The 18,140-nt window shown below is 38.0% G+C and carries 16 protein-coding genes and 1 other RNA gene; 12 read left to right on the forward strand and 5 right to left on the reverse strand.

What is annotated here, in order from left to right; translation table 11 throughout:
- Positions 1 to 218: 218 nt before the first annotated feature.
- From ffs to D1092_RS00630, 4 genes are all read right to left on the reverse strand, one after another.
- Positions 219 to 316: signal recognition particle sRNA small type (ffs, locus tag D1092_RS00615), an RNA gene on the reverse strand.
- 215 nt (positions 317 to 531) lie between these two features.
- A complete protein-coding gene (locus tag D1092_RS00620; protein WP_120121726.1) occupies positions 532 to 936 on the reverse strand; it encodes a hypothetical protein in 405 nt (134 codons plus the stop codon).
- Between the two features lie 541 nt (positions 937 to 1,477).
- The gene (locus tag D1092_RS00625; RefSeq protein WP_120121727.1) at positions 1,478 to 2,341 is read right to left on the reverse strand and encodes a prephenate dehydratase; all 864 of its coding nucleotides are present in this window, start codon (positions 2,339 to 2,341) and stop codon (positions 1,478 to 1,480) included.
- The gene (locus tag D1092_RS00630) at positions 2,338 to 3,069 is read right to left on the reverse strand and encodes a 3-deoxy-manno-octulosonate cytidylyltransferase (protein WP_120121728.1); all 732 of its coding nucleotides are present in this window, start codon (positions 3,067 to 3,069) and stop codon (positions 2,338 to 2,340) included. Before D1092_RS00630 ends, D1092_RS00625 begins: the two co-directional genes overlap by 4 nt.
- Positions 3,070 to 3,173: 104 nt before the next feature.
- Here D1092_RS00630 and D1092_RS00635 point away from each other — a divergent pair, with 104 nt between their 5' ends.
- Positions 3,174 to 3,737: a c-type cytochrome gene (locus D1092_RS00635; protein WP_120121729.1), complete on the forward strand. Its 564-nt coding sequence runs from the start codon at positions 3,174 to 3,176 to the stop codon at positions 3,735 to 3,737.
- Between the two features lie 923 nt (positions 3,738 to 4,660).
- Here the strand turns inward: D1092_RS00635 and D1092_RS00640 are convergent.
- Positions 4,661 to 5,434, reverse strand: coding sequence for a molybdopterin-synthase adenylyltransferase MoeB (locus tag D1092_RS00640; protein ID WP_120121730.1), 774 nt, complete (start codon positions 5,432 to 5,434; stop codon positions 4,661 to 4,663).
- An 87-nt stretch (positions 5,435 to 5,521) separates the two neighbouring features.
- Between D1092_RS00640 and gshB the strand changes: the two genes are divergently transcribed.
- The 11 genes from gshB to D1092_RS00695 all read left to right on the forward strand — a co-directional run bounded on the left by gshB (position 5,522) and on the right by D1092_RS00695 (position 18,092).
- On the forward strand, positions 5,522 to 6,460 hold the full coding sequence (gene gshB / locus D1092_RS00645; protein ID WP_120121731.1) for a glutathione synthase: 939 nt from the start codon (positions 5,522 to 5,524) through the stop codon (positions 6,458 to 6,460).
- Between the two features lie 141 nt (positions 6,461 to 6,601).
- On the forward strand, positions 6,602 to 7,648 hold the full coding sequence (locus tag D1092_RS00650; protein WP_120121732.1) for a PstS family phosphate ABC transporter substrate-binding protein: 1,047 nt from the start codon (positions 6,602 to 6,604) through the stop codon (positions 7,646 to 7,648).
- A 63-nt stretch (positions 7,649 to 7,711) separates the two neighbouring features.
- On the forward strand, positions 7,712 to 9,172 hold the full coding sequence (gene pstC / locus D1092_RS00655; protein ID WP_120121733.1) for a phosphate ABC transporter permease subunit PstC: 1,461 nt from the start codon (positions 7,712 to 7,714) through the stop codon (positions 9,170 to 9,172).
- Entirely contained in the window at positions 9,169 to 10,458 is a 1,290-nt protein-coding gene (gene pstA, locus D1092_RS00660) for a phosphate ABC transporter permease PstA (RefSeq protein ID WP_120121734.1), read from the forward strand. Before pstC ends, pstA begins: the two co-directional genes overlap by 4 nt.
- Positions 10,459 to 10,509: 51 nt before the next feature.
- Positions 10,510 to 11,268: a phosphate ABC transporter ATP-binding protein PstB gene (gene pstB, locus D1092_RS00665; RefSeq protein WP_120121735.1), complete on the forward strand. Its 759-nt coding sequence runs from the start codon at positions 10,510 to 10,512 to the stop codon at positions 11,266 to 11,268.
- Positions 11,269 to 11,289: 21 nt separating this feature from the next.
- A complete protein-coding gene (phoU, locus tag D1092_RS00670; RefSeq protein ID WP_120121736.1) occupies positions 11,290 to 12,012 on the forward strand; it encodes a phosphate signaling complex protein PhoU in 723 nt (240 codons plus the stop codon).
- A gap of 566 nt (positions 12,013 to 12,578) precedes the next feature.
- A complete protein-coding gene (locus tag D1092_RS00675) occupies positions 12,579 to 13,415 on the forward strand; it encodes a cell wall hydrolase (RefSeq protein ID WP_120121737.1) in 837 nt (278 codons plus the stop codon).
- Positions 13,416 to 13,592: 177 nt separating this feature from the next.
- Complete coding sequence (locus D1092_RS00680) at positions 13,593 to 14,840, forward strand: aminopeptidase (protein ID WP_120121738.1); 1,248 nt, start codon at positions 13,593 to 13,595, stop codon at positions 14,838 to 14,840.
- Positions 14,841 to 15,123: 283 nt separating this feature from the next.
- On the forward strand, positions 15,124 to 15,999 hold the full coding sequence (gene mutM, locus D1092_RS00685) for a bifunctional DNA-formamidopyrimidine glycosylase/DNA-(apurinic or apyrimidinic site) lyase (protein WP_120121739.1): 876 nt from the start codon (positions 15,124 to 15,126) through the stop codon (positions 15,997 to 15,999).
- 85 nt (positions 16,000 to 16,084) lie between these two features.
- Positions 16,085 to 17,479 carry a M20/M25/M40 family metallo-hydrolase gene (locus D1092_RS00690; protein ID WP_120121740.1) on the forward strand — a complete coding sequence of 465 codons (1,395 nt, stop codon included), beginning with the start codon at positions 16,085 to 16,087 and terminating at the stop codon, positions 17,477 to 17,479.
- A complete protein-coding gene (locus D1092_RS00695) occupies positions 17,472 to 18,092 on the forward strand; it encodes a ribonuclease D (RefSeq protein ID WP_120121741.1) in 621 nt (206 codons plus the stop codon). The genes D1092_RS00690 and D1092_RS00695 overlap by 8 nt, the downstream gene beginning before the upstream one ends.
- Positions 18,093 to 18,140: the final 48 nt, after the last annotated feature.

The following is an 18,140-nucleotide window of genomic DNA, read 5'->3' on the forward strand; positions in this document are numbered from 1 at the left end:
ATATTTCCAACTTCGAAGTTTTTTATGTGTACATTTTGATCATACACAGAGCATAGGTCAATACTGTACTCTCATATAAAAGGATTTTTTCTCAATCAATGTACTTTTATGGGATCACTTACTTAAAAATAATCAAATCGCTTTACATGCTGCATAAAAACGCTGCTCTAAGGATTAAATGCTTTTCTAAAATATAGCAAGAAAATCGCTTCAGAAAAATAGGAGGCCGGCACGATGACCCGTACCAGAACTCGTTGGGGCTGCTTCTTTCCAGACCTGACCCAGTTGGCGAGTAGTTCGTCCACCACCAACCTCCCAAGCCCATATTGTCGATTTAGAATGAAAAATCAAGCTCAGAAACAAAAAATATAACACAAATCCAAGAATTTTTCTTTTGATCTTCATTCTTGTAGAATAGACAACAGAAAGTAATGGAGATTTAAATTTTCAGCAATAACGCCTCCACTGATTGGCTATGAACAAAGCTTTTTTATACATCTAAACAACGCTAATATATTTTTGAAAATATTATTAAAAATCTCCTGCATCACAATCTAGACCAATAACTCTTTCCTTAGTAATATTTTTAAAAGTATAATATCCTGATGGAGGAAAACCTATATCGAGGGACTTTACATCTTTGAGCATAAAGATTTTACGTTCTTTATCATGTGTTATTTTCTTTTCATCATCTGCAGTAATGTGTAGCTTATTGACGTCAGAAGGAGATGAGTATGATAAAGTAAAGGATGCTTTTTCGGGTTTAAATGCTTTGCACCCATATTCAGCACCTTGCTGTATTTCATCGGATGCACCAATCGTAACAGTTTCATTGGTCTCAAAGTTCCATTCTCTTTCGCCAAATCCAGCAAACGCAACACTAGAGTAAGCGAGAATATTTGCAGTTAATAATCCTTGCATGAAGATTTTTTGCATTATTTTTCCTTTTTTAACAAAATGAATCACAAGTCAGTGTTTAGAAATAGGAAGGTTCAAATGCAATGTAAAAAATATGGTTAAACGACATCTTATAGTTTTATAAAAATACGTTGAAAATTATCTGAACTCAAGAGACTTGAATGATCTATTATCTCAAGTATATCCTTATGATAAGTTAAATTATTTTTATGAGCTCATTTAGAAGTTCGTTATCTTTAGGAAATGATATCTTTTCTTAAGAGTCTTTCTTTTATATAAAGAAACATGGAGTATAGGTGCTTTCATTTTTGGTTATTGTATTTTTTCACATAGGTCTTTGTATGCGTTGAATTGCTGTTTATCATAATATAATTTGTTAAAAACCATTATCGAAGCAATTTATATATTCCGTTATCGGATATTATTATTCTTTTTCTGCTTTAGCTTCATGATGAAGCACGTTGAGCGTAAAAAACGAGTTTCTCTAAGACACATTCCATTATAGGATTTTCAGGATGTCTTTCGGTATCCATAAAAAATGATGGTGGCTTTGTTGCTTTTATATATGCGATGTTCGATCGTTTTGTGCTGGATAAGTACCGATAATACGCAATTCAGCAGAAAAGAAGGATAATTCTTCTAAGGCAAGTTTCATCATGGGATCTTCAGGATGTCCTTCAATGTCAACAAAAAATTGTGTTGCATTAAAATTTCCACCAATTTGATAGCTTTCTAATTTTGTCATATTAATACCATTTGTTGCAAATCCTCCCATAGCCTTATAGAGAGCAGCAGGAACATTGCGCACTCGAAAAAGAAGACTGGTGATGATTTTTTCACCATTTTTAGGTTTTGGGACATGTCGTTTGGATCGTGAAAGGATGACAAAACGCGTAATATTATGAGGGTTATCTTCAACATCTCTTTCAAGAATATCAAGCCCGTAGAGTTCTGCTGCGATCAGAGGGGCTAAGGCTGCTTGTGAACGTTGAGCACTTTTTTTGATAAATTTTGCAGCGCCAGCGGTGTCAGCAGAAACAACAGGTTTCCAACCGTTGTTTCGGATGATTTTTCGGCATTGTGCAAGGGCATGCGTATGACTGTGGACGGTTTTAATTTCGTCATGGGTAACGCCAGGCAAAACCATGAGTTGAAAATGGATAGGCAAAAAATACTCATCAATGATATAAAGTGATGATTGGGGTAAAAGATGGTGAATGTCCGCAACCCGTCCAGCAAGAGTATTTTCGATAGGGATCATAGCAAGATCAGCTTTCCCACTTTCTACCAAATTAAGGGCATCTTCAAAAGTAGCAGAGGGTACAGCATCCATATTGGGGAACATATTAGAGCAAGCAATATGGGAATTAGCACCGTATTCTCCTTGGAAGGAGATTTTATTGGTTTTTTTGAGTGTTCTCATGCTAAAATCTTACGTACTCTATCGAGATCAGATTGTGTGTCTACGCTTAAAGGAATCGTATCGACTATTTCCACATCGATACGCATATTATGCTCTAAAGCCCGTAATTGTTCAAGTTTTTCACGCATTTCAAGCGTAGAGGGTTTGAATGATACAAATTTCTCAAGTGCTTCGCGCCGATAAGCGTATATTCCAATATGATGATAAAGAGGACCATCTCCATAGGGAGCTGTGGCGCGCGTAAAATAAAGAGCACGAAGGCGATTTTGAGAAAGAGGCGTTCCAATGATTTTGACAACATTGGGATCTCTTTTTTCATCTTCCTCAATGATTTGAGCCCCCAAGGTTGCGATATCAGTAAAGCTATTTTCTAAAGGGCGTAGTGCACTGATGATTTCATGTGGCATGATCGTTGGGAGGTCCCCTTGTATATTTAAAATAGCATTGTAGCGTTGTTCAGGATCAATATGCATTAAAGCTTCATAAATACGATCAGATCCAGACTTATGATCACTTCGTGTTATGAGATATTCATGCCCATACTCTGCAACAACTTTGGCAATATCATTGTGATCTGTAGCAACGATCGTACGCCCTATTGCTGCTTTTTTGGCTTGTTCTGCGACATAAACAATCATCGGCTTTCCACCGATTTCAGCGAGAGCTTTTTGGGGAAGGCGCGTTGAGCCTATACGGGCAGGAATAAGAATAATCGGTTCAAGAGCCATTGTAAGATTCCAAATGTCGTCTGTGATACATTTATGATGTTGTGTGTTATAAAGAAAAAGCTTATACTAAAAATGGTAATGAAATCATGAACATTTGAGTTTTTATGAATCGCTCGAAAGTTATCTATTTTATTTGTGCGTGTTTATGCGTGGGGGTTGTTGTTGTAGGAATTTCTACGCTTAGTGATATAGTTTACGATTATTCTCCATCAGCCCAATATCATCACACCGTTACCAAGAATGATACATTTAAAGAAAAACAAAAAGAATCTGACATTGCCATATCACTCAATAGCCGCCTTCAACAAGGAAATTTTGAAAATGGGCGTAAAATTTTTCGTCAATGTGCCATATGCCATACTTCTGGACGCAACCAGGCAGGGCGTGTGGGGCCAGTTCTTTGGGAGATTGTTAATCGTCCTTTGGCCGCAGCGGCAGGTTTTGCATATTCACGGGCATTGCGCGCACATTCTGATCAAAAATGGGACTTTGTAACGTTAGATCGTTATCTACATTCTCCACATAAAGCATTCCCTGGAACTATTATGTCTTTTCGTGGAATTAAAAATGACCAAGACCGTGCTGATCTTTTACTTTATTTACGCAGTTTGTCCGATCATCCTGTTACCATACCAACGGATAATGATAAAGAAAGTGAGCCAAATTAACTTATATTATAGAGGCTCATTTTAGAAAGAAGGATGATTAGTTTGTTTGTTTATGATTTTAGTTTCAAGGTTTTATTGCAAGAGCTCTTACTTGATGTTTTGATAGGGAAAAACGCCTTTCATGTAAAACAGCATACGCTTAACGTTGCATATTTCTCCGCTTGTTTTAAAGAGATCTTTTAAGAACGTTCACTCTTTACACTGACTATCTACAGATTGGTTTTCAAGATCCATTTAAGTCACTTTTTTCACATATACTTATCTGTGAAATTATCGCTGAAGGATTATTCATTCATGAGCGATAGCTTTCTGCTTTTAAATATAACAATTATGTGGTTAAAGCTCTCCAAGAGGTTTAACTTAATTTTTCTATATGGATTAATCTCCATGTGTTTTTCTTATAGACAGAGACTATTTGATTGTTCTTATACGTGCAATAATCCTAAGCCGCATTTTATGATGCTTGATAAATAGACATTTCTCTTGAGGTTAGAGGTGTAGGTACAGATTATTGATCTCATCAAGAGTATTGATAACTAAAATATGACTTAGATTATTTATTTATGGATTATGGTTTGAAGAAAGCACTTTCATGTGAAGCGATTTTATGCATGAAGGGCAAAATGGTTGAATAGATTTCTGTAGATTATATTTTTAACTATCTCAAAAATTCTTTACAGAAAAACATTGATGGCAGCACGCGTTTGCACGAGTATCTAACCGTTTATAAAAGAGGACATGAAATGACGTTGATAATCATTATAGAGGAGATTTTTTTCACAAAAGATCTTTAATATTTGTAATAAGTTTAATTGTTTACAGTGTTTTGATGATTTGCGGTAAAACATCAGGATTCCAGTTTCAATACATATCGCAAGAGTCTTGAAAGCCAGTAGGGATAAAATTATGATTCTCCAAGCTTCTTAATACGATGTATTTTCTCTGGAATTTGTTCGTTTATAGGTAATAATATTAAATTGTGCTAATAATCCGTTATAGAGAAGAATCTTTCCTACGAGTGGATCTCCGATGTTTGTGATCATTTTAATCGCTTCCATGGCTTGTAGGGTTCCAATAACGCCGGGTAAAACACCGATGATTCCAACTTCAGCACATGTTGGGATAGTATCGGGAGCAGGAGGGGTAGGAAACAAATCGCGATAGTGAGGATTATTGTCTTTATACGGCATAAGGACGGTTAATGAACCATTAAAACGTTCTACAGCGCCGCTTATTAAAGGCTTTTTGCATTGGGCTGCGTGATCAGCAAGAAGATAGCGTGTGGTAAAGTTATCACTTCCATCAACAATGATATGGTAGTCATTGAGCAGTTTATCCACATTACTTTTATCTAAGCGTAGGGCGTGTTTTTCAACCATAACATGGGGGTTTATGGCTTTTATAGTGCTTTCAGCACTGTCTGTTTTGCTTTGGTTGATTGCATTTGTCTTATGAATAATTTGGCGTTGTAAATTGGAAAGTGAAACGGTGTCATTATCGACAATTCCAAGGGTTCCAACACCTGCCGCAGCCAAATAAGTTAAGACAGGTGCTCCAAGGCCACCAGCACCCACAACAAGAACACGCGCTTGTTTGAGCTTTTGTTGTCCCGCACCACCAATCTCAGGCAAAATGATGTGACGTGCATAGCGTTTGATTTCTTCATTATTGAATTTTGTATCTATTTCTTGTGTCATGAATTTTCTCTTGTCATTGTTATTTTATTGTTTACTAAGTTTATGGTGCATAGACCAGTCTGCTTTTAGGATAGGGAGGATTTATTTATGAAAATTGCCATTCAGATGGATCATATTTCAACGGTTCGGATTCAAGGAGATACGACATTTGCTCTCGCTTTAGCAGCACAAGAACGTGGACACACTCTCTTCCATTATACTCCAGATCGTTTATCTCTGTGCGATGGTTGTGTGATTGCACGCTTAGAGTCATTGACTGTCTATGATGAAGAGGAAAAGCACTATCAATTAGGAAAGCCGGTTCGTACTGAATTAAGAGATATGGATGTAGTTCTTTTGCGCCAAGACCCGCCTTTTGATCTCAATTATATCACCACAACACATTTATTAGAACGTATTCATCCAGAAACACTTGTTGTGAATGATCCAGCATGGGTACGCAACAGTCCGGAGAAAATTTTTGTGACAGAATTTTCTGATTTGATGCCTGAAACGTTAATTACCAAAGATATTGAAGAAATAACTGCTTTTAGAGAAACATTTGGCGATATTATTGTGAAACCCCTTTATGGAAATGGGGGCGCTGGTGTTTTTTATTTAAAACAAGATGATCGCAATTTAGCATCGTTGTTGGAAATGTTTGCTGATATTTATCGTGAGCCTTTTATTGTTCAGCGTTATTTAGAGGCAGTACGAAAAGGAGATAAACGGATTATTTTGCTTGATGGTACGCCTGTTGGAGCCATTAATCGAATTCCGACAAAAACAGATGTGCGTTCTAATATGCATGTTGGAGGTCGTGCGGAAAATGTTGCGTTAACAAAACGTGATTATGAAATTTGTGAACGCATTGGTCCAGCCTTAAAGGAACGTGGTCTTCTGTTTGTGGGAATTGATGTGATTGGAGATTATATAACAGAAATCAATGTAACATCTCCTACAGGAATTCGTGAAATTAAACGCTTCTGTGATACAGATATTGCACATCTGTTTTGGGATATTGTTGAGTTCAAACGTTCAAATTAATTTATACAGGATTCAATCATGGTTTTGTTAAAAAAATGATCCATGTTGTTTTTTTATTTTGTTATGTTGCAAATGTGAACTAGAATGACTGTATGGTATACATTAAGAGGTTTTTATCCTCAATTTTTAGGGAGTTTATAGATGAGCAGAGTTTTATCAATTGGAGTGGGATTGATTTTTTCATTACTGCTATCAGCAAATGTAGGCAATGCACGAGATCAAATACAAGTTACTGGCTCATCTACAGTTTTACCTTATCAAAAGATTGTCGCTGAGACATTTGGGGAAATTTATCCTCATTTTAAGGTTCCTGTTATCGAATCGGGTGGAACAGGAGCGGGTATTAAGGAATTTTGCCGTGGTATTGGGGAGAATACCGTTGATATTGTGAATGCTTCACGAGCAATGAAATCGAGTGAATTGCAGTCTTGTTTTGAGGCTGGTGTGAAAGATATTGAGGAAATACGCATTGGATATGATGGCATTGTTTTTGCAACAGATATAAAAGGTCCTGATTGGAAATTACGGCCAGTAGATGTTTATAAAGCCCTTGCAGCTCGCGTTATTATAGATGGGAAGTTGCAGCCCAATAATGTTTTGAAATGGAGTGCTGTCAATAGTGCTCTTCCTGATTGGACGATAACAGCCTATATTCCTGGAGAAAAGCATGGAACGCGTGAAGTTTTTGAGGAAAAATTACTTGCTGTGGGCTGTAAAGAGAGTGGGGCAGTTGAGGTGATGAAGTCTTTAGGGATGGATGATAAGAAGATACATGCTGCTTGTATTGCGGTCCGTAAGGATGGAAAAGCGGTTGATATTGATGGTGATTATTCTGAAACATTGGCGCGTCTAACTTCAAATAAAACAGGGGTTGGCATTTTTGGTTTGTCTTTTTATCAAAATAATGCTGATAGGTTAAAGGTTGCCGATATTAATGGTTTTGCGCCAACAGTTGAGACAATTTCTAGTGGACAATATCCAGTTTCTCGTCCACTTTTTTTCTATATTAAGAAAGCACATTTAGATATTATTCCAGGTTTGCGAGAGTACGTTGACTTTTTCCTTTCTGAACAAATGATTGGTCCAGATAGTCCTTTGGCTGAATATGGTTTGATTGTTGCTCCTGAAAAAGAGCGCCAAGCACAGCGTTCTAATTTTTCTGCTGGTCGAATCATGATGTTGAAATAATTTTTATTGTCGTTTCAGAGTAAGAGTTTTCGGTGCTATTTTTTATAAAAACTGAAAGATAAAATGCGCATTTCCTTCATTGTTTTTTTGTTATTTCTTTTTGGATTTTGTGGCTTTTGTGTTTCTTATATGCGAGCACGTACTCTCGAATACAAACAACATAAAATGCATTCTCGTGCGTATTATTATGGCTGGTGGACTTTTTTGATCACTGTTATTCCAGCTTTTATTTTTTTAATTTTGTGGGATGCTGGGAGTATAATTTATTTAGAATATAATGCCTCTCGAGAACTTGGGGTGTATAGTGCGCATATAACAGAACCTGTCAATCATGAGCTGCTTTGGGAGATACTTCAAAATCTCGTCAAAATAATTCATTGCTTTGAAGGGGATCTCTCCACCGCTTCCTATAAGGAAGTGCAGGCACAATTACTTGCAAAAGGATTAATGTTGCCTCATGAAGCATCGGATGATGTATTCAAAATAGCGCGGTCATGGATTTTTTCTTCTCAAAAGCTTCAATTTATTGGTCATGGTTTCCTTTTTGCTATTGCCTCCTTTGGTTTTATCTATGGAATAATACAAATTGCACCTCATCAACGTGCGCGCAATAAGGTTGAATCTTTAATTATTATTGGATTGGCGTGTGCTTCTATCGTGGCAGTTTTGACGACAATAGCCATTGCACTTTCTCTGCTCTTTCAGACAATAAGCTTTTTTCAGTCTGTATCCTTTTCAAATTTCTTTTTAGGAACGGTTTGGGATCCGCGTTTTTCCGCAAGCGGTTCAAGCGATGAAGTTGGACAATTTGGTTTAATACCGCTCCTTGCTGGTACACTTTATATTGCATTTGTTGCTATGTTCTTTGCTGTACCTATAGGATTATTTTCAGCTCTTTATATGGCAGAGTATGCTTCTGCGCGATTGCGAGCAATTATAAAACCATTATTGGAAGTTCTTGCTGGCATCCCAACCATTGTTTATGGTTTTTTTGCTTTGAAGGTTGTCGGACCATTTTTACGTGACTTGTCTGTTTCTCTTTCAGGTGGGGGCGGTTTTATTATGGCACAAAGTGTTTTGACTGCTGGTGTTGTGATGGGAATTATGTTGATTCCTTTTGTTTCTTCTTTGTCGGATGATGTTATTACGGCTGTTCCACGCATATTACGTGAAGGTTCTTATGGTTTAGGTGCAACGCAATCTGAAACAATTAAAAAAGTCGTTATACCTGCAGCACTTCCAGGGATTATGGGGGCCATTTTGTTGACAGCATCGCGTGCAATTGGTGAAACAATGATTGTGGTTTTGGCGGCAGGTGTTGCAGCAAACTTAACACTCAATCCTTTCGAAGCAATGACCACCATGACAGTTAAAATTGTTAATCAATTGACCGGTGATTTTGAGTTTAATTCTCCACAAACTTTGGTGGCTTTTGCTTTGGGAATGACACTCTTTGTGATGACGCTCTTGATGAATATTCTAGCTCTTTATATTGTGCGTAGATATCGGGAACAATATGAATGAATGAAGATTTTTTCCCTCGTCGCAATATTAGTCTTAAGCGTCGGTATAGGGCTGAACGTCGTTTTCGTGCCTATGGTTTGATTTCTATTTTTATTGGTCTGTTTTTTTTATTTGCGCTTTTATGGTCGATTATGAGTCAAGGCTATACAGCTTTTTTTCAAAGTGAAATGACATTATCGATTTATTTGGATGAAAAGATTATTGATCCAAGTGGTCAACGTCAAACAAAACCACAAGTCCTCATAACCGCGAATTATCCGCTTCTTGTACGCAATGCTTTAGCAAAAAAACTCGGTGTTAATCAAAATGATCATGCTTCTCTGCGGGACATTAACCGTATGTTTTCAAATGGTGTACGTGTTCAACTGCGTGAAATGGTGACAAAAAATCCAAAACTGATCGGCACAATACAAAAAATCAAAGTTTTGGCAGCCGCGGATATTGATTCTGCTTATAAAGGGCAGATTGATCTGCATGTAGCAGAAAAAAACCGTAAAGTTTCTAATCGACAAGTAGAATGGATAAAGCGTTTAGCGCATGATGGTACGCTTTATAAGACATTTAATATTGGTTTTTTTACATTTGGCGCTTCAAGTCGTCCTGAGACTGCGGGATTAGGCGTTGCGATCATTGGATCTCTTTATATGATAGGCGTCGTTTTATTGGTGTCACTACCGATAGGCATAGCAACGGCTCTTTATTTAGAAGAATATGCACGCAAAAATAAATTTACAGACTTTATTGAGGTTAATATCAATAACCTTGCTGCTGTTCCTTCGATTGTTTTTGGTCTTTTAGGACTTGCGGTTTTTGTTAATTTTTTAGGATTACCACGTTCAGCCTCTTTTGTTGGTGGTCTTGTTTTAGCGCTCATGACTCTTCCCACAATCATTATTGCAACACGTTCTGCTTTGCGGGCTGTTCCTCTCTCTATTCGTGCAGCAGCTTTAGGGTTAGGGGCATCAAAAACACAAATGATTTTTCATCATGTTGTTCCTTTAGCAGCGCCTGGTATTTTGACTGGTACGATTATTGGAGTCGCTCAGGCTTTGGGTGAAACAGCACCTTTGCTTTTGATTGGAATGGTTGCTTTTGTTGTGAATATTCCTACAACGCCCATGGATCCGGCAACAGCTTTACCGGTTCAAATTTTTATGTGGGCGGGTGAAGCAGAGCGCGCTTTTGTTGAAAAGACATCGGGGGCTATTATTGTCTTAATGATTTTTCTTGCGATCATGAATATTTCTGCAGTTTTTTTACGTCGACGGTTTGAACGCCGCCAGTAATTTAAATAAAATAACAACTTTGATAAGATTTTTGTAAGGTGAGTTTTTGTTATGAAGATTAAAATGCGTGGTCAGGATGTAAAGGTTTCTTATGGGGATAAAGAAGCACTTCATGGTATTACCCTTGATATTCCTGAACATCAAGTCACAGCTTTGATTGGTCCCTCAGGATGTGGAAAATCGACTTTTTTGCGTTGTTTTAACCGGATGAATGATACGATTGAAGGGGCTAAAATAACGGGTCTTATCACTTTAGATGGAGAGAATATTTATGACCAGAGAATTGATGTTGTAGAATTACGGGCCCGTGTTGGAATGGTTTTTCAAAAGCCTAGTCCTTTTCCAAAATCTATATTTGAAAATGTTGCCTATGGTCCGCGCATTCATGGTTTGGTAAAAACGCGTTCTGAATTGCATGATGTGGTTGAAAAGAGTTTGAGGCAGGCTGGTTTATTTGAAGAAGTAAAAGACCGTCTTCATGATCTTGGAACAAGTTTATCGGGAGGACAACAACAGCGTCTGTGTATTGCGCGTGCCATTGCGGTTAGTCCTGAAGTTATTTTGATGGATGAACCCTGTTCAGCTCTTGATCCCATTGCAACGGCTCGGATTGAAGAGCTTATCGATGCGTTGCGGCAAAATTATACAATTGTTATCGTAACACATTCCATGCAACAGGCAGCACGTGTTTCTCAATATACGGCCATGTTTCATTTAGGGCATTTGGTTGAAGTTGGTGCAACTGAAATAATCTTCACTTCACCAAAAGAACAACGGACGCAAGATTATATTACGGGGCGTTTTGGATAGGTGAATTGAGGAGTGTAAGATATGTCTATGAACCATACCGTTCGTTCTTATGATGCAGAGCTAAAATATCTAAAAGCAAGAATTACAGAAATGGGGCACCATGCGGAAAGAATGATTGAACGTTCTGTTGCATCGGTTGTCTGTAGTGATCTTCAACTTGCAACAGCAGTGATTGCTGATGATTTGTTTTTAGATGAAGCAGAACGTGATATTGATGAAAAAGCGGTTGCTATTATTTGCAAGCGTCAACCAATGGCTGTAGATTTGCGTGAAATTATTGGAGCCATTCGTATTTCTTCTGATCTTGAGCGGATTGGGGATATGGCTAAAAACATTGCTAAAAGGACAGTTGCCCTTTCAGAAATACGTCAGTCCGCCTCCTTTTATCATGGGCTTGAAACAATTACAGCTTTAGCTCTCAATCAATTAAAAGAAGTTTTAGATGCTTATACGAGTCGTCGATTAGAGCGTGTTGACGCTGTGCGTGAGCGTGATGAGAAGATTGATGCTTTGTATACTTCTCTTTTTCGTGAACTTTTGACATACATGATGGAAGATATGCGCAATATTACGGTTTGTACGCACTTACTGTTTTGTTTAAAGAATATTGAACGAATTGGTGATCATGTTACCAATATTGCTGAAATGTTGCATTATATCATAACGGGTTATCATATGTCTTCTGATCGTCCTCGCGATGACCTTACGTATAAAGTTGGTGTAGGTGAGAAGAAAAGAGATTAAATTTTTCTGAGATTTTTAAAATTCGCTTGTAGATACAGTGAGCATTTTTTTTTACAATACAGAAGCTTTAAAAAGGACATAATACCATATGATGAAGAAACACATAGAAGCACCAAAGAGTTTTTTAGGCTAACATGGCAAATTGTTAAGTATTGATTTGACATTTTTGTATACTGGATGATACCATCATCTGGATTATAGTGGTTTTTTTTGATCATTTTGTTAAAAATTATATTAAAGGGGGGATCTGTGTTATTTTTTCAATATTGATGCAAAGAGTTTTGATATCCAAATCTTTTTCGTGTTTAGAATGAGCAGTCATATTATTTTATTGCGATTGAAACATGTGGGTTCTCTAGGCCTATATTGTGCTACGAGGAGTGACAATATTGATCTATAAATTAAGAGTATTTTATTTTTTATTTTGCATAGATAGTTTTTGATTACCACTTGTATTAAAATTTTACTGAGTGGTAACAGTTAGCTGTATACTTTATTGAGAGATACACCTAAAGCTCATTTTAAAATTTGAATAGCTCAGAGATTACAGGAATGTGTTGCCTAAAATGAAAAAAAATCGTTGGAATGTCTTTGTTACCTGTTGCGTAGCACCCCTGGTTGTTGTGGGGTGTGCTGCAAATCATTTAGATTCTGGAAAAGTAAATAATAAGAAGACAAAAACAGTTACGTACCCATTGACAGAGCGCCAATGCCTTATGCGCGCGATGTATTTTGAATCAAATCGCTCAAGTCGTGAAGGAATGATTGCCGTTGGGACGGTTGTTATGAATCGTGTTAATTCAACCGCTTATCCCAAGACAATTTGTGGTGTTGTTGGTCAATATAAGCAATTTGCGCCTGGTGTTTTAACGCGTCCTATGACGGAGAAAGCATCTGTTTCTCGTGTAAGAGAAGCTGCTGATGCAGTTTTACGGGGTGAACGAGATAAGAAAGTTAAACACGCTAAGTTTTTTCATACCGCTGGTTTATCTTTTCCTTATAAAAACATGCACTATGTTCATGTTGCAGGGGGGAATGCTTTTTATGAAAAGCGATCCCGCGATGGATCACTTCAAGTTCCTACGGATAATCGTCCTTATGATGTTGCTTACGCCTTTGCTCAGGAACGTTCTGGTTATGCACCAAGCTTTATCGATGAAGGCTTAGAAAGTAAGGGAGTAAAGGCAGAGAAAAGTACCTCTCCTTCAACAGCAGTAGCACAGTCTAAGACGGGACAACCTATGTCTTTTGCTATGATCCAGCTTGATAAAGTTCCCATTCCAGCCTATGCGCCTCGACCTCTAGCGAGGAAAGAGGAAAATAAAACAATTATGACGTTGCCTTCATCAGATCAGTTAAATGCAATTGTTGCAATGTTAGAAAAACGACACAGAAACTGGTAAGTTTTTGCGCGACCGAAGAAGAGTCTTACACCCCATTGCGGTTTATGAATTAAGTAAACTCTTTAGTAAGAGTAATACGCATAAATAGACGTAGAGAAAGAATTGATAAGGATCTAGAAAAATAATTTAGAATATGGTGGCGTAAGAATACATTTTATTTAAAGAAGGGTATAGGTAATGTATTTTGATATTCATGAGACAATTTCGCCTGAAATGCTTAATCGTCTTGCAGAAGTTACGGTAAAAGTAGGGTTAAATTTACAAGAGGGGCAGGATCTTGTTTTGACTGCTCCAGTTTCAGCATTACCTCTTGTTCGGCGTATTGCATATCATGCTTATAAGGTTGGTGTTGGTGTCATTACACCAATTTTTAGTGATGATATGTTATCGCTTACACGTTTTGAAAATGCCCATACGGCTAGTTTTGATAGTGCCCCTTCTTGGCTCTATGAGGGAATGGCGAAGGCTTTTGAAAATGGGGCCGCACGTTTAGCGATTGTTGGTGATAATCCGTTACTCCTTTCCAATCAAGATTTTGATAAGATTGCGCGATTAAATAAAGCCACTTCAATGGCTTATCAGCCGGCACTCAAGAAAATATCGAATTTTGCTATCAATTGGTCGATTGTTGCTTATCCAACAGCAGGATGGGCTGAGGCAATGTTTCCTTCTTTACCGCTTAATGAGGCGATTAAAAAATTAGCTGATGCAATTTTTTTTGCTTCACGTGTTACAGGAGAAGATCCGGTGCAGGCGTGGACTGTTCATAACGCAAATTTGAAGAAACGGTCATCTTGGCTTAATGAACAGCGTTTTTCTGCTTTGCACTTTACAGGACCAGGGACTGATTTAACAGTTGGTTTGGCAGATGATCATGAATGGCATGGGGGTGCATCCGTTGCAAAAAATGGTGTTGTTTGTAATCCTAATATTCCGACAGAGGAAGTTTTTACGACTCCTCATGCTTATAGGGTTGAAGGCTTTGTTCGCTCAACAAAGCCTCTTTCCTATCAAGGAACATTGATTGATAATATTGAAGTGCGTTTTGAAGCAGGGCGCATTGTTGAGGCCAGAGCATCAACAGGTCAGGAAGTTTTACAGCAGGTTTTACAAAGTGATGAGGGGGCAAGCCGATTGGGTGAAGTTGCCCTTGTGCCTCATTCTTCACCAATTTCTAAGAGTGAGCTCCTTTTTTATAATACCTTATTTGATGAAAATGCAGCCTGTCACATTGCTTTAGGACAGTGTTATTCCAAATGCTTTTTAGATGGAGCATCATTAACATCAGAAGAGATTACAGCGCGTGGTGGTAATAAAAGTGTTATTCATATTGACTGGATGATTGGTTCTGGTGAAATTGACATAGATGGTATTACGCAGGATGGTGTAAGAGTTCCTATCTTTCGTAAGGGCGAATGGGCTTAATTCTGTTATGCTGTAAAAGTAAAACACGTCATTTGAGGTTGATAGGTCTCCTTGACAGGGCAAGTGTTTCTAGGGTACGTAGATGAATATTCAAGATAGGGCTTGATCGTGTAAAAGCTTTCGTTAAATGAGTTACATGAGTATGAAGCCAAATAAAGTTCATTCAACAAGAATCACGGTTATTTACAGGACAGATGGGATAAGTTTTTATTCTTTGAGGATGGGGAAGGGATCAATTGCTCAGTGATACGACTGGAAAGTGCATAATTATTAAAGAGGAGTGATGCCAGAGCTTCCTGAAGTAGAGACAGTTCGTCGTGGACTTAAGTCTGTTGTTACTGATGCAAAGATAGTATCTGTCAAACTTAATCGTAGAGATTTGCGCTTTCCTTTCCCTGAGGACTTTTCTGAACGGCTTATTGGTAGAAAAATTTTAGAACTTGGTCGGCGGGCGAAATATTTATTATTTCACCTTTCTCAGGATGAAACGATTTTAAGCCATTTAGGAATGTCGGGGTCATGGCGTGTAGAGAATGATCTTTTAAGAAAAACTTTTTCAACGACCAATAAATTGGTTAAGCATGATCATTTTATTATGGATATTCAGACAAGGAATGGTGAAGTTTACCATCTTATTTATAATGATGTGCGTCGCTTTGGGTTTATGCTTTTAGTTGATACGGACAAGCTTTATAAACATCCGCTTTTAAATAAGCTAGGGCTTGAACCTATGAGTGATGCGTTTTCTGGTCGCTATTTACAAAAGGCTTTTGTAAATAAAAAAATGTCTCTCAAGGGGGTTTTACTGGATCAGTCTATCGTTGCGGGGCTTGGAAATATTTATGTTTGCGAGGCACTTTGGCGGAGTCGTTTGTCTCCACAGCGTGATGCATTTACATTAGCATCAAAAACGGTATATGCACGTGAGTTTTCCGATTCTTTAGCACAGAATATACGAAATGTGATTTCTGAAGCTATTTTATCTGGTGGCTCTTCTTTGCGTGATTATGTGCATATAGATGGTTCCCTTGGGTATTTTCAACATACTTTTTCAGTTTATGGACGAGAAGGTAAGGAATGTTTGGAATGTGGAACGCCTATACTACGTATTTTACAGGCTGGGCGTTCAAGTTTTTACTGCTCACAGTGTCAAAAATGAATAAGATATCTTGCAAAATCCTACAAGAGGCTTAAAGTTGGGTTCTTACAATTATATAAATATATGAGGCTTGAGAGGTTTTTTTATGCTGAATAAAGTACTAACACATCTTGATGGAAATATAGAAAAGAGCCTTGAACGCCTTTTTTCTTTTTTACGCTTTCAATCGATCTCTACAGACTCGGCTTATAAGGACGCATGTCGTCAAGCCGCTGATTGGTTAGTAGAGGATTTAAAAAGCATTGGTTTTGAGGCATCACGGCGTGATACACCAGGGCATCCAATGGTTGTTGGGCATCATCCAGGACCTTCAGAGGATTGTTTACATGTATTGTTTTATGGACATTATGATGTTCAACCTGTTGATCCGTTGAGTTTATGGGAGGATGATCCATTTACACCTTCTTTAAAAGAGAGAGATGGAGAAAAAGTTATTTGTGCTCGCGGCGCTTCTGATGATAAAGGTCAGTTGATGACATTTATTGAAGCGTGTCGTGCCTATAAGAAAGAAACAGGACAGCTTCCTGTTAAAGTGACTATTTTATGTGAAGGTGAGGAAGAGTGCGCTTCTCCTTCTCTTATTCCTTTTTTAAAAGCAAATAAAGATGAACTTAAGGCAGATTATGCATTGGTTTGTGATACATCCATGTGGGACGCGAATACACCCTCTATTGCTCTTTCTCTTCGGGGAATTATGGCGGAAGAGATTATTATTACAGCAGCGAATTGTGATTTGCATTCTGGTTATTTTGGGGGTGTAGCAGCCAATCCCATTCGTATTTTAGCAAAAATTTTGGCAGGACTTCACGATGAAAATAATAAGGTGACACTTCCTGGTTTTTATGAAGGTGTAGAAGAAACACCTCCACATATTTTACAATCATGGAATGCACTTAATTGTACTGCTGAAAATTTGCTTGGTCCTATCGGTCTTTCCGTTCCAGCAGGTGAAAAAGGACGAAACATTTTAGAGCTTGTGTGGGCACGTCCTACCATGGAATTTAATGGTATTAGTGGGGGCTATGAAGGGGAAGGGATGAAAACGGTTATTGCCTCTCAAGCGAGTGCAAAAGTATCATGTCGTTTAGTCCATAAGCAAGATCCAGAGAAAATACGCCAGGCGCTGCGTGATTACGTACGGAGCTCAATTCCTGCTGATTGTACGGTTGAATTTAAGAATTATGGTTCTTCTCCAGCACTTCAGTTGTCTGAAGATTCATCTTTTATCAAGGAGGCGAAGGATGCTTTATCACAAGAGTGGGAAGTTCCTGCTGTCTTGACAGCCATGGGGGGGTCGATTCCAATTGTTGCCGATTTTCGGTCAATTCTTGGTATGGAAACTCTTTTGGTTGGTTTTGGATTGGCTGATGACCGTATTCATTCGCCTAATGAAAAGTATAATCTAAAATCGTTTCATAAGGGGCAGAGGTCTTGGGCGCGCATTCTTACCGCTTTAGCAAAGAGGAGGGTGAATGGCTGAGATTCGCGTCCATCAAGGTGATTTGCCAAACCTAGACAATTATAAAACTGATGCTATTGCGATTGATACTGAGACTTTAGGATTACAACCACATCGTGATCGTTTGTGTGTTGTTCAGATTTCTTCTGGAGATGGGACTGCTGATATTATACAAATTGCTAAAGGACAAAAAAGTGCTCCTAATTTGGTCAAGCTTCTTAAAGATAACGCCGTCACAAAAATATTCCATTTTGGGCGTTTTGATCTTGCTATTTTAGCGCATACATTTGGTGTTATGCCAGAGGCTGTTTTTTGTACAAAAATCGCTTCAAAGCTCACACGTACCTATACGGATCGTCATGGATTGAAAGAAATTTGTAATGAATTGCTGAATGTGAATATCTCTAAACAGCAACAATCTTCGGATTGGGCGGCAGAAACGTTATCACAGGCACAAATTGAATATGCTGCATCGGATGTGTTATATTTGCATCGTTTAAAGGTTATATTTGAAGAACGTTTAAGACGCGAAGAGCGAGAAAATGTTGCCAAGGCATGCTTTCAATTTTTGCCTATGAGAGCTAAGCTTGACCTTTTAGGATGGGCGGAAGTTGATATTTTTGCCCATAGCTAACTTTAAAAATTGGCTTTTAATAGAAGTGAAGATGCAAGAGGACAAAAT

This window comes from Bartonella krasnovii, from assembly GCF_003606345.3.
Taxonomy (GTDB): domain Bacteria; phylum Pseudomonadota; class Alphaproteobacteria; order Rhizobiales; family Rhizobiaceae; genus Bartonella; species Bartonella krasnovii.